Source organism: Gordonia pseudamarae (assembly GCF_025273675.1).
In the GTDB taxonomy this organism is placed as follows: domain Bacteria; phylum Actinomycetota; class Actinomycetes; order Mycobacteriales; family Mycobacteriaceae; genus Gordonia; species Gordonia pseudamarae.
Window position 1 is genome coordinate 2,984,257 of record NZ_CP045809.1, and the last position, 15,376, is coordinate 2,999,632.

General features: G+C 67.5%; 11 protein-coding genes. 7 read left to right on the forward strand and 4 right to left on the reverse strand.

The features are described from left to right. Positions 1-53: 53 nt before the first annotated feature. Genes bioB through GII31_RS13120 form a run of 4 tightly spaced genes read right to left on the reverse strand, consistent with a single transcriptional unit; the run spans position 54 to position 4,304 of the window. Positions 54-1,097, reverse strand: coding sequence for a biotin synthase BioB (gene bioB, locus GII31_RS13105; RefSeq protein WP_213243674.1), 1,044 nt, complete (start codon positions 1,095-1,097; stop codon positions 54-56). Continuing rightward, the gene (bioD, locus tag GII31_RS13110; protein WP_213243676.1) at positions 1,094-1,822 is read right to left on the reverse strand and encodes a dethiobiotin synthase; all 729 of its coding nucleotides are present in this window, start codon (positions 1,820-1,822) and stop codon (positions 1,094-1,096) included. The genes bioB and bioD overlap by 4 nt, the downstream gene beginning before the upstream one ends. Further along, positions 1,819-2,991, reverse strand: a complete 1,173-nt coding sequence (locus tag GII31_RS13115) for an 8-amino-7-oxononanoate synthase (RefSeq protein WP_213243678.1) — start codon at positions 2,989-2,991, stop codon at positions 1,819-1,821. The genes bioD and GII31_RS13115 overlap by 4 nt, the downstream gene beginning before the upstream one ends. Beyond that, entirely contained in the window at positions 2,988-4,304 is a 1,317-nt protein-coding gene (locus tag GII31_RS13120) for an adenosylmethionine--8-amino-7-oxononanoate transaminase (RefSeq protein ID WP_213243680.1), read from the reverse strand. The genes GII31_RS13115 and GII31_RS13120 overlap by 4 nt, the downstream gene beginning before the upstream one ends. A gap of 155 nt (positions 4,305-4,459) precedes the next feature. Between GII31_RS13120 and GII31_RS13125 the strand changes: the two genes are divergently transcribed. From GII31_RS13125 to GII31_RS13155, 7 genes are all read left to right on the forward strand, one after another. Continuing rightward, positions 4,460-5,029, forward strand: coding sequence for a TetR/AcrR family transcriptional regulator (locus GII31_RS13125; protein ID WP_213243682.1), 570 nt, complete (start codon positions 4,460-4,462; stop codon positions 5,027-5,029). 162 nt (positions 5,030-5,191) lie between these two features. Next, complete coding sequence (locus GII31_RS13130; RefSeq protein ID WP_260839974.1) at positions 5,192-7,381, forward strand: acyltransferase family protein; 2,190 nt, start codon at positions 5,192-5,194, stop codon at positions 7,379-7,381. A gap of 67 nt (positions 7,382-7,448) precedes the next feature. Then, positions 7,449-10,040, forward strand: coding sequence for a glycogen debranching protein GlgX (gene glgX / locus GII31_RS13135; protein ID WP_213243684.1), 2,592 nt, complete (start codon positions 7,449-7,451; stop codon positions 10,038-10,040). Next, the gene (gene treY, locus GII31_RS13140; protein ID WP_213243686.1) at positions 10,040-12,355 is read left to right on the forward strand and encodes a malto-oligosyltrehalose synthase; all 2,316 of its coding nucleotides are present in this window, start codon (positions 10,040-10,042) and stop codon (positions 12,353-12,355) included. Before glgX ends, treY begins: the two co-directional genes overlap by 1 nt. Positions 12,356-12,528: 173 nt before the next feature. Beyond that, on the forward strand, positions 12,529-14,316 hold the full coding sequence (treZ, locus tag GII31_RS13145; protein WP_246221864.1) for a malto-oligosyltrehalose trehalohydrolase: 1,788 nt from the start codon (positions 12,529-12,531) through the stop codon (positions 14,314-14,316). 268 nt (positions 14,317-14,584) lie between these two features. Then, positions 14,585-14,731: a hypothetical protein gene (locus tag GII31_RS13150; protein ID WP_213243688.1), complete on the forward strand. Its 147-nt coding sequence runs from the start codon at positions 14,585-14,587 to the stop codon at positions 14,729-14,731. A 31-nt stretch (positions 14,732-14,762) separates the two neighbouring features. Then, positions 14,763-15,197 (forward strand): hypothetical protein, encoded by a 435-nt coding sequence (locus GII31_RS13155; RefSeq protein ID WP_213243690.1) that lies wholly within the window; start codon positions 14,763-14,765, stop codon positions 15,195-15,197. Positions 15,198-15,376 lie beyond the last annotated feature (179 nt).

Below are 15,376 nucleotides of genomic sequence, written 5' to 3' on the forward strand. Positions count from 1 at the left end.
GCCCGCCGGAGCCGCTCCCCCGCCGGCGGCCACACCCACCGGATCGACCGCCATCAGAGGGTGTCGTTCAGCGTCTTGATCGGCATCGACAGATCGACGAGCAGATCCAGATCGTCCTCGGCGGGACGGCCGAGCGTGGTCAGGTAGTTGCCGACGATGACGGCGTTGATGCCGCCGAGGATGCCCTGCTTGGCGCCGAGGTCACCGAGGGTGATCTCGCGCCCGCCGGCGAACCGCAGGATGGTGCGCGGCAGCGCGAGACGGAACGCGGCCACGGCCTTGAGCGCCTCGGATGCGGGCAACACATCCAGATCGCCGAACGGGGTACCCGGGCGCGGGTTGAGGAAGTTCAGCGGCACCTCGTCGGGTTCGAGCTGGGCGAGCTGGGTGGCGAACTCGGCACGCTGCTCGATGCTTTCCCCCATACCGAGGATGCCGCCGCAACACACCTCCATACCGGCCTCGCGCACCATCCGCAGCGTGTCCCAGCGCTCCTCGTAGGTGTGGGTCGTGACGACCTTGGTGAAGTGCGACTTGGCGGTCTCCAGATTGTGGTTGTAGCGGTGCACACCCATCGCGGCCAGCTGGTCGACCTGCTCCTGGGTGAGCATGCCCAGGCTGCACGCGATCTGGATGTCGACCTCGTTGCGGATGGCCTCGATACCTGCGGCCACCTGGCTGAGCAGGCGCTTGTCGGGACCGCGAACCGCGGCCACGATGCAGAACTCGGTCGCCCCGGTCTTGGCGGTCTGCTTGGCGGCCTCCACCAGCGACGGGATGTCGATCCAGGCGGTGCGCACCGGCGACTCGAACAGACCCGACTGCGAACAGAAGTGGCAGTCCTCGGGGCAGCCACCGGTCTTGAGCGAGATGATGCCCTCGACCTCGACCTCGGGACCACACCACTGCATGCGCACGTCGTGGGCGAGCTGCAGCAGTTCGGTGAGCCGCTCGTCGGGCAGGCGCAGCACCTGCAGTACCTGGTCGTAGTCGAGCGCTTCGCCGCGTTCGAGCACCTGCTCGCGGGCTACGTCGAGAATGTCGCGAGTCGCGATGTCGTCGCTGATGTCGCCGGGGCGGACGGGTGCCTGGGTCACGAAAGAACTCCTGTCATGGGGTGGTCTGTTGATGTGGGGAAAGCTGTGTGCCGGTCGAGCCAGCGGGGATCGAACCAGGTGGGTGCGGCGTGCCGGAAGTCTGCGGGGTTCAGCGCGCCGGCACCGCCGGGGATGACCGCGATCACCGGCACACCGGTGAGCCGGGGCAGGTCGTCACGGTTGCAGATCATGGCCAGGTCGGGTTCGGCCGACCACGAACCGATGATGAGTCCGGCGACGGTGAGTCCGCAGGCGCGGATCGCGCTGACGGTCAGTTCGGCGTGATTGAGCGCGCCGAGACCCGGATGGACCACCACGATCACCTCGGCGTCGACTGCGCCGGCGACATCGAGCAGCGTCAGGTTCTCGGCGAGCCGCACCAGGATCCCGCCCGCGCCTTCGACGAGGGTCAGGTCGTGCGCGGCGGACAGCCCGAAGACGGTACGGATGATCGTGGGCAGGTCCACCGGTTCTGCTCCGGCACGCCGCGCCGCGGTCTCGGGCGCGAGCGGCTCCGGGTAGCGGGCGCATTCAGCCGTCGCCACCGGCCCCGCAAGGTGGTCGATCACGGCGAGGTCGCCCGGTTCGCCGGGCCGCATCCCGGTCTGGACCGGTTTGCAGACCGCTACCGAACCATCCGCGAAGGCCGCTGCCAGTGCCGCGGTCGCAATGGTCTTGCCGACGTCGGTGGAGGTTCCGGTGACGGCCAGGATCCGCCCGCTCACCGAACCGTCGCCCCTACCTCGCGCAACGCCTCCAGGACCACGTCACCGACGTGGTCGAGGGTGGCGTCGTCCAGGTCGGCCCGGACGGTCAGCCGCAACCGGGAGGTGCCCGGCTCGACCGACGGCGGACGGAAGCAGCCCACGAGCACACCGCGTTCCCGGCAGGCCAGCGCGGCGGCGACCGCCTTGTGCGGATCGCCGACGATCAGCGAGATCACCGCCGCCGACGGGGTGGGCGCGCCACACCGTTCGGCGAGCCGGACCGCGTTGGCACGCAACCGTTGCGGATAGTCGGGCCGGGCCCGCAGCAGACGCAGCGCGGCCAGTGCCGCTCCGGCGGCGGCCGGGTTGAGGCCGGTGTCGAAGATGAAGGTGCGGGCCGTGTCGATGAGATGCCCACGCAGCACGGCGCTGCCGGCGACGAGGCCACCCTGCGCACCGAACGATTTGGACAACACCCCGGTGACGACGAGGTCGGGCGCACCGGCCACGCCGGATTCGGCGACCAGACCCGACCCGCCGGGACCCCGGACACCGAGCGCGTGCGCCTCATCGACGAGCAGCGCGGCGCCGTGATCGCGGGCGGCGGCGTACAGTTCACGGATCGGTGCGGGTTCACCGTCGACGGAATAGATCGAGTCGGTGACGACGAGGGCTCGGGTCTCGGTGCGTTCGGCGAGCACCGAGCGGACCGCCTCGTGGTCGCCCCGGTCGACGACGACGACCCGTGCGCGCGAGAGCCGACAGCCGTCGATGAGCGAGGCGTGGGTGCCGGTGTCGCTGACGATCAGACCACCCCGACCGGCGAGCGCGGTGATGGCGCCGATGTTGGCGAGGTAGCCCGAGGAGAACACGAGCGCGGCGGGCGCACCGAGGAAGTCGGCGAGCTCGTTCTCCAGATCGGAGTGCAGACGGGTGGTGCCACACACCAGCCGCGACGACGTGGACCCGGTGCCCCACAGGTCTATCGCCGCGTGCGCCCCGGCGATGACATCCGGGTGGGTGCTCAGCCCCAGGTAGTCGTTGGAGGCGAGGTTGATCAGCGGGCGGTCCGCGTCACGGACGTACGGTTCGCGGTGCAGGCCCGCCTCGGCGCGCGCGATTCCGGCGTCGACGAGCCAGGACAACGCCTCGTCGGTGTGTACGGGGCCGGGTATGGCAGTGGTCATCGATTCTCTCCCGGGGACGGCGACACGAGATGCCGCGCCGTGGCCGCCGAGGTGACACCCGCGCAGATCGCGGCGATATCGCCGTCGGTGCACAGGAACGGCGGCATGGTGTAGATGAGGTCGCGGAAGGGGCGCAACCAGACACCGGCGTCGACGGCGGCCCCCGTCGCGGCGGTCATGTCGACGGGCGCGTCGAGTTGGACGACGCCGATGGCGCCGAGCACCCGGACATCACGTACGCCGGGCACGCCGCGCAACGGGTCGAGGCCTGCGGTGAGTCCGGCCGAGATCTGCGCGACCCGGTGGCGCCACGGCGAATCCAGCAGCAGGTCGATGGAGGCGACCGCGACGGCGCAGGCCAGCGGGTTGGCCATGAAGGTGGGGCCGTGCGCGAGGCCGCCGGCCTCACCGGCACTGATGGTCTCGGCGATCCGGGCGCTGCACAGGGTGGCGGCGAGGGTGAGGTAGCCGCCGGTGAGTGCCTTGCCGACGCACATGACGTCGGGGGCCACGCCTGCGTGATCGGCGGCGAAAAGCTCTCCGGTGCGGCCGAATCCGGTGGCGATCTCATCGAAGATCAGCAGCACGTCGTGGTGGTCGCAGATCTCGCGCAGCGCGCGCAGCAGCCGAGGATCGTGAAAGCGCATGCCGCCGGCGCCCTGCACCACGGGCTCGATGATGACGGCGGCCAGTTCCGCCGCATGCGAACCGATCTCCTCGTCGAGTAGTGCGACATAGGCGTCCGCGTCGGCGTCAGTGCCGCCGAGCGCCGGCGGTTCGGGTACGAAGACCTGCGCCGGGAGCACCGACCGCCACATGGCGTGCATGCCGCCGTCGGGGTCGCAGACGCTCATCGGCGTCAGCGTGTCGCCGTGATAGCCGCCGCGCCAGGTGAGCAGCTTGGTGCGTTCACCGCGACCGCGGCTGCGCCAGTACTGAATGGCCATCTTGGCGGCCACCTCCACCGAGACCGAACCGGAGTCGCAGAAAAACACCCGGTCGAGCCCGGCGGGGGTGTGCTCGACGAGCCGCCGCGCCAGCTCCGCCGCCGGCCGGTGGGTGAGACCGCCGAACATGACGTGCGACATCGAGTCGAGCTGGGCGGTGACGGCGGCATCGAGGACGGGATGGCGGTAGCCGTGGATGGCCGCCCACCACGAGCTCATGCCGTCGATGACGGTACGGCCGTCGGCGAGGTGTAGTCGCACACCTTCGGCGTGGTCGACGACGAGCGGGACCGACGCCGCGGGCACGGCACCGTAGGGGTGCCAGATGTGCTCGGCGTCGATCCTGCTGATCGTGGCCTCGTCCACGGGTGGTGCCTCACTTCGTACGGGATCGGGAATCGGGGAGATTCGGGGCCGGGGCCGGGGCCGGGTGCGGGGCTGCCGTACCGGCGTCCTGAACACTGTACAGGCGATACCTGTACGGCGTACAGGAGGCGGTCCCGATCCCCTACCCTGTACCCGTGAGCAACACGCGCGGCGACATCCTCTTCGCGGCCCGCGGCATCCTGACCGAGCACAGCCTCGCCGACCTGTCGATGCGCCGACTGGCCACCGAACTCGGTGTTCGGCCGAACGCGCTGTACTGGCATTTCACCGACAAACAGACGCTGCTGGCCGCCCTCGCCGACGACATTCTCGGCGACATCGCCCCGGCACCGGAATCGTTGCCGTGGGACGAACGCCTGGCGTGGCTGGCCACCGGGATGCGCGCGGCGCTGCTGGCCGTGCCGGACAGCGCCGAGGTGGTGTCGTCGAGCTGGGCCAGCGGCCTGTCGACGACCGAGGTGGCCGACGAGATCGCGGCGGCCGCACGACGGGCCGGCCTGGCCGAGCGGGATGCGCGGGGCGTGTCGACAGCCCTGTGCCAGTTGGTGCTGGGCCTGACGATCGAGGAACAGACCCGCGCCCAGATGGAACGGCTGGCGGTGACCGGACCGTCGGGCCGGGACTTCACCACGGAGTTCACCGACGCGCTCGGGGTGATCATCGACGGTGCCCGCACACGGGCGAATGCGACATCGGCGGGGTGAGAATCACACGGACGACGCCGGGGTCCAGGTGTGTTCGGGGCATGTCCCGCCGTTGCTCGGGCACGTTCGCCCGGTAGGTTGATAGGGGTCGGCACGCGCACCCCTCGGGTCCGGGCCGACCCGGCCGTCGGCACCCGAACATACCGAGGACTGAGGCACAACGTGGCAGCCCCCAACGCTGTGGAAACCGGCGCCCAGGTGCCGGCCCCGAAGGCTGTGCCCGCCCACCGAACCGATCTGGACGGACTGCGCGGGCTGGCGATCATGCTGGTCGCGTGCTTCCACATCTGGTTCGGCCGGGTATCGGGCGGTGTCGACGTCTTCTTGGCGCTGTCGGGGTACTTCTTCCTCGGGTCGTTGCTGCGGCACGCGATCGGCGCGCACGCGCCGCGCGTCAGCCTCGGGGCCACACTGAATCCCTGGCCCCGGTTGTCACGGCTGCTACGCAGACTGCTTCCCGCGCTGTTCACGATGTTGCTGGCGGTCACGGTACTGACGGTGCTGATCTTTCCCCAGACACGCTGGGTGAACGTCGGCCGCGAGGTCATCGCGAGTGCGCTGTACTACCAGAACTGGTATCTGGCCTGGAACTCGCAGGACTACCTGGCCGCGAGTTCGGCGAACAGCCCGCTGCAGCACGTGTGGTCAATGGCGGTACAGGGTCAGTTCTTCCTGGTCACGCTGGTGACGGCACTTGCTCTGGCCGGCCTGCTCAAGGTGGGCGCCAGGGTGCTCGCGCCGCGGGCGCGGCCCACGGTGATCCGCACGATCATCGGCGCGACCGTGCTCGCGGTGGCTGCCGCCTCATTCGCCTGGGCGCAGCACCGGATGGCGATCAACCAGCCGTTCAACTACTTCGACACCTTCGCCCGGGTGTGGGAACCACTGGCCGGCGGTCTGCTCGCGATCTGGCTGCCGACGATGCGCGTGCACCGGATGGTGCGCAATGTTGTCACCGTTGCGGCACTGGCACTGATCGTCTCGTGCGGGTGGTGGATCGACGGCGTCGATGAGTATCCGGGGCCGATGGCGCTGGTGCCGGTCGGGGCGACGCTGGCGATCATCTGGGCGGGGGCCGTCGCCCAGGAGACGAGCCGTCCGGGTGAGGGACCCCGACCGATGCCGGAGGTCAATCGGCTACTGGCCGGGCGGTGGCCGGTATGGGTGGGATCGATCGCCTATTCGCTGTACCTGTGGCATTGGCCGTTGCTGATCTTCTACCTGTCCTGGCGTGGTGCGGACGAGGCCGGTGTGCTCGAAGGGGTCGGCCTGCTGGCCGTCTCGATCGCCCTGGCCTGGCTCACCAAACGGTATGTCGAAGATCCGTTGCGTGGTGGGGCCGGACCGCGGCACGCATCGCGCCGTGTCGCCTGGCTCTCCTATCGGGCGGTGGTGTCGGCGGTCCTGGTACTGCTGACGATGGTGGCGGGCGTGGGCATCAAGGCGTGGGAGCATCACGTGTCCGCGACCGTCGTCGACACCCGCGATCTGGATCCGGCCGTGTATCCGGGTGCGCGGGCATTTCTGCACGGCGTACCCGTACCCGCGGTCGCCCCGCAGCCGTCGCCGCTCAAGGTGTTGCACGACTATCCGGAGACCTCCACCGACGGATTCATGAGCGACTTCACCGACGGCGAGATCCACGTCGGCACCTATGGCGCACCGAACGGCAGCAAGACGATCGCACTGGTCGGCGGTTCGCATTCGGAGATGTGGATCACCGCGCTCAACATCATCGGCAAACGCAACGACTTCACGGTCAAGACGTACCTGAAGATGGGCTGCCCGCTGTCGACCGATCCCGAACCCAAGCAGCGCGGTGTGCCGTATCCGCAGTGCTACGAGTGGGGGCAGCGGGTCGTGAAGCGGGTCCTCGAAGACCGGCCGGACGCGGTGTTCACCACCTCGACCCGCCCCCACGACACCGCGTTCGGCGACTGGGTGCCGCCGGACTATCTGCCCATCTTCGATACCTTCCTCGATGCCGGCATCCCCATCTTCGGGATGCGTGACACGCCGTGGCCGCACAACAGTCACGGCGGGATCGACACACCGACATGCCTGGCGGACGGAGGTTCGGCCACCGACTGCGCGACCCGCCGCGTCTCGGCGCTACTGGATGTCGATCCGGCGCGGGCGGTGGCGGCGACCCGTCCCCTGTTCCATCCGCTCGACGTGTCCGACGGGGTGTGTCAGCGGCCGGGCAGTGTCCCGGACCCGCTCTGTCCGGCGATCATCGGCAACATCATCGTGTACAAGGACTGGCATCATCTGAGCGCCACGTATGTGCGCAGCCTGACCGACGAAGTCGAACGCCAGATGGGCCTGGCCCTCGACTGGGCGGGTCGGTGACACCGGGCGGCGGGTGAGATGTGCTGGTCGAGATGACCGGTGCGGTCATCACCGATAGGGTTCTCCCATGGATGCACCGAGCGCGGAATCGACCGAGCCCGCACAGCCCGGCGGACCGGCCGATACCGTCAGTCCGAAACCCCCGCCTGTTCAGGTGTGGCCGGGTACGCCGTACCCGCTGGGTGCCACATACGACGGTGCGGGCACCAATTTCTCGTTGTTCTCCGAGGTGGCCACGGCGGTGGACCTGTGCCTGATCGACGACGCCGGCAATGAGCGCCGGATCAGGCTCGAGGAGGTCGACGGCTACTGCTGGCACGGCTATCTGCCGAATGTTGGCCCCGGCCAGTTCTATGGTTTCCGCGTGCACGGACCGTACGATCCGTCGGCGGGTCTGCGGTGCGACCCGAGCAAGTTGCTGCTCGATCCGTACGGCAAGGCCTTTCACGGTGAATTCGACGGGGACGCCTCGTTGTTCTCGTACAGGTTGGCCCAGAAGGCCGAACCCGGTATCGAAGACCGAGCCACACCGGACGGGGACGCCACACCGGAGGTGCCGGTGCCGCAGGTGTTCTCACCCGACGCGGCCGATAAGTCCTCACCCGACGTCACCGATCCCGATTCCGGTTCCGCGGACCCGGGCGACACCCGGACCGTGACTGATTCTGCCGCAACAGATCCGGACCACAACGATCCGACTATGGACGCCCCGACTCCGGACGACCCGACCCAGGATGATCCGGTGACCTCGGATTCCGGTGCGGTGGCCGACTTCGCACCGGAGCCGAGCACCGATGTCCTGGTCGATGCGGTGGAAGACGCCACACCGGTCCCCGATTCCGGCGACGACGATACCGAGCCCGCGGCCGACGATGCGGCGGCGCCGGCATCATCGGATCCGGCCATGCCACAGCTCAATTCGCTGGGCCACACGATGCTGTCAGTGGTGATCAATCCGTATTTCGACTGGCAGAACGATCACACCCCGGGACATCCGTACCATCAGACGATCATCTACGAGGCCCACGTCAAGGGAATGACCGCCACCCATCCGGAGGTTCCGGAGGAATTGCGCGGCACGTACGCGGGGCTGTGCCATCCGGCGATCATCGACCATCTGACGGAGCTGGGCATCACGGCGATCGAACTGATGCCGGTACACCAGTTCATGCAGGACACCGTGCTGCGCGAACAGGGCCTTCGAAACTACTGGGGTTATAACACGTTCGGCTTTCTGGCTCCGCACATCGAGTACGCGTCCGACCCGGATCGCCCGGCGGCGGCGGTCACCGAGTTCAAGGCGATGGTCCGCGAATTCCACAAGGCGGGAATCGAAGTGATCCTCGATGTGGTGTACAACCACACCGCCGAGGGCAACCACATGGGCCCGACCATCAACTTCCGCGGCATCGACAACCATGCCTACTACCGGCTCGTCGACGACAACCGCGAGATGTACATGGATTACACGGGCACCGGCAACAGCCTCAACGCCCGGCATCCCCATGTGTTGCAGCTGATCATGGATTCATTGCGGTACTGGATCCTGGAGATGCACGTCGACGGTTTCCGGTTCGACCTCGCATCGACATTGGCGCGTGAACTGCATGATGTGGACCGGCTTTCGGCGTTCTTCGACATCGTGCAACAGGATCCGGTGATCAGTCAGGTGAAGTTGATCGCCGAGCCGTGGGACATCGGCGAGGGCGGATACCAGGTGGGTAATTTCCCGCCGCAGTGGACGGAGTGGAACGGCAAGTACCGCGACACGGTGCGTGATTACTGGCGTGGCGAGCCGTCGACGCTGGGCGAGTTCGCATCCCGGCTGACCGGGTCGTCGGATCTGTACGAGGCCACCGGCCGGCGGCCGTTGGCGAGCATCAACTTCGTGACCGCGCACGACGGTTTCACGCTGCGGGATCTGGTGTCGTACAACGAAAAGCACAACGAGGCGAACGGCGAGGACAACCGGGACGGCGAAAGTCACAACCGGTCGTGGAACTGCGGTGTGGAGGGCCCCACCGACGATCCGGAGATCCTGGATCTGCGCGGGCGCCAGCAGCGCAACATCCTGGCCACCCTGTTCCTGTCGCAGGGCACCCCGATGCTCGCGCACGGCGACGAGATCGGCCGCACGCAGCAGGGCAACAACAATGTGTACTGCCAGGATTCGCCGCTGGCGTGGATGGACTGGTCACTGACGGACAAGAACGCCGATCTGCTGACGTTCACGCGCAAGGCGATCGCGTTGCGGACAAGGCATCCGGTCCTGCGCCGGCGCCGGTTCTTCGCGGGCAATCCGATCCGGTGGGGCGACCAGACCCTCGACATCGCGTGGCTGACGCCTGCGGGGCAGGAGATGACCACCGACGACTGGCACAGCGGGTTCGGCAAGTCGCTGGCGGTGTTCCTCAACGGCGACGGCATCGGCGAAACCGACACCCGCGGCCGCACGATCACCGACGACAGTTTCTTCATCTGCTTCAACGCCCACCACGACATGATCGACTTTCATCTACCACCGTCGTGGTACGGGCTGACCTGGGAGGGTGTGCTCGATACGGCGCACCCCACCGGCGACACCGAGGTGTCGGCGGCCGCGGAGGAGGCGCTGCCGGTGCGCGGCAGGTCGGTGCTGGTGCTGCGGAAGACATCCTGATGGTGCTGCGACACCCGGTGGCGACCTACCGAATCCAGTTGACGCCTGATTTCGGGTTCGACGATGTGATCGCGGTTCTGCCGCATATCGCCGATCTCGGTGTGTCCCATCTGTATCTGTCGCCGATCGGGACCGCGATGCCAGGCTCGACGCACGGCTACGACTGGGTGCCGCCGCCGCGGGTGGCGGAGGTTCTCGGCGGCATCGATGGCTTGACCCGGCTGCGCGGCGCCGCAACCGAACTCGGTCTGGGGATCATCATCGATATCGTCCCCAACCACACCGGGGTGGCCGATGCGATGGCCAATCCGTGGTTCGCCGATCTGCTGGCCAAGGGAGCCGGTTCGGAGTTCGCCGACTTCTTCGATGTCGACTTCTCCGTGGACAACGGCGCCGACGGCAAGATCGCGTTGCCGGTGCTCGGCACCGATGCCGGGCCGGAGGATCTGACCACCGACGACGATGGTTCGGTTCTGCGGTACTTCGATCACGCGTTTCCGGTCGCCGAGGCTACGGCGGGAGGCACCGCGGCGCAGGTCCATGACCGGCAGCATTACCGGCTGGTGCCGTGGAACTCCGGACTCGTCGGCTATCGGCGGTTCTTCACCGTCAACGAGCTCGCCGGTCTGCGGCAGGAGGATCCGCGGGTGTTCGCCGCCACGCACGAGTGGATCGCCCACCTGTTGATGGCCGACCTTATCGACGGTGTGCGGGTCGATCATCCGGACGGGCTGTGGGATCCGCAGGACTACCTGCGCAACCTGCGCGAGCTGCTCGGCGACGAACGATTGATCTACATCGAGAAAATCCTGGCCACCGACGAGGCGCTGGAACCGACGCTGCCGGTGAACGGTACCACCGGCTACGAGCAGTTACGGGTCATCGACGCGGTGTTCACACCGTCGGCCGGTGTGGTGGAGCTGGCCGAGATCCACGACCGGATCGTCGGCAATCCCGGTGACGCCGTGTGGATCACCGAGGCCGAACAGTCCCGTAAGCTGCTCACCCTCACCGAGATGTTCCCGTCCGAGCATCGCCGATTGGTCCGGGCGATCGCCTCGTCGCTGCCGACGGGCCAGGGCCTGCCCGAGGCCCGGATCGCCGAGGCCTCGGCCCATCTGATCGCCGAACTGGGTGTGTACCGGGCCGACTATCCGTCGCTGCGGCGACGGCTGTTGTACGCCGCCGACCGGGTGATCGCCGACCGGCCGCACCTCGCCGACGCGCTCGCGGCCATCGCCGAACTGACGGCGCAGCCGGGGCGGGTGTCCTCGCGGCTGGCGCAGACCTGCGGTGCGGTGACCGCGAAGAGCGTGGAGGACAGTATTTTCTACCGGACCGCGCGGCTGGTGTCGGCGCAGGAGGTCGGTGGCGATCCGGCCGGGCCGGCGATGTCCCCCGGCCAGTTCCATGACATCAACATCGCACGTGCGCGCGACTGGCCGGCGGCGCTGACGGCGACATCGACCCACGACACCAAACGCGGCGAGGATGTGCGCGCCCGAATCGCGACGATCGCGCAGGTGCCGGAGCGGTGGAGCATTCTGGTTCGCCGCGTCTGGCGCGACGCCCCGCCGCCGGAACCGTTGACCGGATATTTCCTGCTGCAGAACATCATCGGTGTGTGGCCGGTCGACGCCGACGGAATACCCGACGACGCTCTCGAGGCTCCATTACGTCGCCGGCTGCACGACTACGCCCGGAAGGCCGCCCGGGAAGGCGGTATCGGTACGACGTGGACCGCCGTCGATGCGACGTTCGAGACCGAGCTGAGCGTCTGGATCAATACCGTCACCACCGGATCCGTCGCCACGGCAATCAGCACCTTCGTCGGCCTCATCGCTCCCACCTGGATTCGGGAGTCCTTGGCCCGCAAGGCGATCGCCATACTCGGCCCCGGTGTTCCGGACATCTATCAAGGCACCCAATGGTGGGACGATTCGCTGGTCGACCCCGACAACCGCCGCCCCGTCGACTATTCGCGCGCCCCGGATCAGAAGACGGAGCTGGTGCGACTGGCGCTGTCGATACGTGGCCGGCATCCATCGTCGTTCGCCCCCGGCGGCAGCTACACGCCGCTCACCGCAGACGGTCCCGCCGCGACCCACGTGGTCGCATTCGCCCGCGGCTCCGGCGACGGATCGGTGGTGGTGGTAACGGCTCGCTGTACCCACCGGCTCGATCCGTCGGGAACCACGGTTCAACTGCCGGCAGGCACCTGGACAGACCCCACCACCGGCAGAACGTTCACCGGCCAGGCACTCCTGGCCGACCTGCGCGCACAATCCCCCGTCGCCATCCTGGAACGCACGTGAACCAGTGGATACGAAACCTCACTCGGACGGACCACCGGCAGACGGATTCATATCCGACGGACTCGCCCGGTCGGGTGCGGTTATCCACGTAGTACCCGGCGGGCGATAGCTTCAGACCAGAGGCGCCGCCGCGAAGCCGTGCACCCGACGCCACGTGGGCATAGCGTGAGGGAGTGAGTTCTTCTTCCTGGCATCCGCTGGCACCCACGACCATCGCCGACATCGCCGTGTGGGGGCCTCTCGCGCAGCATGTCGACCTACACGTCGAGCTGCCCGATGGGGTTCGAGTAGTGGGCCTGGTTCGCGACGACGACGACTGGTGGTCGGTTCCCGCAAAGACGGCGGGCGAGCTCGGTTCCCCGGCCGATGGCGTGCGATACGCGTTTGCCGTCGACGGCGGTGATCCGGTGCCCGATCCCCGTTCACTGCGCCTGCCGGAAGGCGTGCACGGCTGGTCGCAGGTGCACACTCCCCCGGCTCCGGCGCCATGGTCGGGTCGGGCACTGGACGGTGATGTCATCTACGAACTGCACATCGGCACCTTCACACCGGGCGGCACATTCGATTCTGCGGTCGACCGCCTCGATCATCTCGTCGAACTGGGTGTGGGGTTCGTGGAGGTGTTGCCGGTCAACGCATTCAACGGTGAACACGGCTGGGGTTACGACGGTGTCGGCTGGTTCGCGGTGCACGAACCGTACGGTGGCCCCGATGGTCTGATCCGGTTCGTCGATGCCTGCCATGCCCGTGGTCTCGGGGTGATCGTCGACGCCGTCTACAACCATCTCGGCCCATCCGGAAACCACCTGCCGGAGTTCGGCCCGTATTTTACCGGCGGAGCGAATAATTGGGGTTCGACGATCAACCTCGCCGAAGCCGATTCGGACGAGGTGCGTGCCTACATCATGGCGAGTGTATTGCGGTGGTTTCACGACTTCGGAGCCGACGCGCTGCGTCTGGATGCAGTGCACGCGCTCGTCGACCATCGTGCCGTCCACATTCTGGAAGAACTGTCGGTGCGGGTCGCCGAGCTGTCACACGAACTCGGCCGGCCGCTGTCGTTGATCGCCGAAAGCGACCTGAATGATCCACGACTCATCACCTCGTGGACCGCCGGCGGTTTCGGTCTCGACGCACAGTGGGACGACGACGTGCACCACGCCATCCACGCTGCGGTGTCGGGTGAACGACAGGGCTACTACGCCGATTTCGGGTCGTTCGCGTGCTTGGCAAAAGTGCTGTGCGGCGGCTTCTTCCATGATGGTACCTATTCGTCGTTCCGGCGACGGCATCACGGCCGGCCGATCCCGGTCGATCACGTGCCCGCGTCCCGGCTCGTGGTCTTCACCTGCAATCACGACCAGATCGGCAACCGCGCCATCGGTGACCGCCCGACCGCCTATCTCGACTCCGGACAGATCGCCATCACAGCGGCACTGGTGGTGCTCTCACCATTCACCCCGATGCTGTTCCAGGGTGAGGAGTGGGCGGCACGAACTCCGTTCCAGTACTTCACCTCCCACCCCGAACCCGAACTCGCCGATGCGGTGCGCACCGGTCGTCGCGCCGAGTTCGCCGAACACGGCTGGCACACCGAGGACGTCCCCGACCCACAGGACCCCGAAACCTTTCGGCGGTCGACGCTCGATTGGTCGGAACCAGCGCAGCCCGAGCACGCCGCGATGCTCGACTTTTACCGTTCGCTGATCTCCTTGCGCAGCAGTGAATCCGAGCTATCGGACGGCAGCTTCGCATCGGTGACCGTCACCTACGACGCCGACGCCGGCTGGTTCGCGATGCATCGCCGATCATGGAGCATCGTCTGCAACCTCGGCACCAAGCCGGTCGGCGTGCCGCTGAACGTCGCGGTTGCCCTGGCCTGGGGCGACTACCACGAGACTGGCAGTGGCCTGGCCCTGGCCGCGCACACCGTAGCTATCGGCCGCCGAGTCACCGACTGACCCCACCACGCTTTCGTCGCCAGAAGCCCGATGACGCCGCACGATCCGGCGCCCCGCCCGGACACATCATCGAGGCAACTGTCTGGGAATCGTTGCAGACCACCCTGATTGACGGCGGTGTGCCATCGAACGACTTGACTGGGACGACTTCCTCGCCGCCGCCGACCTCGCCCTCATCAGCAGCGCTCCCGATCCGGGCAACCCCGGACAGTCGCTCACCCTGTACTCCACCCCGCTCGTCTGGCTCAATGGCGAACGACTTCTGCTGGTGGAGAACGGTTCTCTCGAACGAGACGGTCATCGTCGCCGCTACGGACTGCACGTGCCATCTGATATCTCCGATGCGCCCTCCGCGGCGGGCTGGACGTACGGCATCAGCGGCGCCGACTACGCCCGTCTCGTCCGCCGCACCTGATCACCTACTCCCGACAACCACAGGTACCCACATGAATGCACTGACTCTGGCCACCTTGACCGAGCTCTCCGGACTCGACGTTCTGGACTATCTCGACACCAGTGTGTCGATCCCCGTCATCGACGGCCTCCAGGCACAAGGCGATCTGATCGTCGTCCCCGAACACCTGCTCGCCGACACCGTCACTGCCGGTCCCTCGTCTCGTGCCGTCACCGTCCCGACGTCCGGTATCGAACTGCTCCGCAGCGCCGGCGGCGGCAACCCGCACAGCCTGGTCGCCGACCAAGGTTGTTGCACCTGGTATTCGCACGTCCACGATCGGCGCACCCTCGCACTCGGCATTCTCGACGCGGGCACCGTCGCCTACCTCATCCACCCCGAACACGGCGCCACCGGGATCGCCCCCGGCCGCTACGTGATCGGCCGCCAACGCGAAGCGAGACCCCGGCGGGGGGCCGACACGTAACCGCACCCGCCCACGCAACAACCCCGACCCCATCACCTGGACCAGCTACGTAGAAGACTGATCACCTTCCCGCGTCGTCGATTTCGTCCCGCTGATCAAATGTCGCGATATCCAATTCGCAGGACGAAGTTCACGACGCGGGAACACACGGTCTACGAAACTTCCGTTCAGGCAGGGCA

What these genes read in the sequence shown, in the direction of transcription:
- GII31_RS13115 (WP_213243678.1), bottom strand. Translation starts at nt 2,991, where the DNA reads ATGACCACTGCCATACCCGGCCCCGTACACACCGACGAGGCGTTGTCC.
- glgX (WP_213243684.1), top strand. Translation starts at nt 7,449, where the DNA reads ATGGATGCACCGAGCGCGGAATCGACCGAGCCCGCACAGCCCGGCGGA.
- treY (WP_213243686.1), top strand. Translation starts at nt 10,040, where the DNA reads ATGGTGCTGCGACACCCGGTGGCGACCTACCGAATCCAGTTGACGCCT.
- GII31_RS13155 (WP_213243690.1), top strand. Translation starts at nt 14,763, where the DNA reads ATGAATGCACTGACTCTGGCCACCTTGACCGAGCTCTCCGGACTCGAC.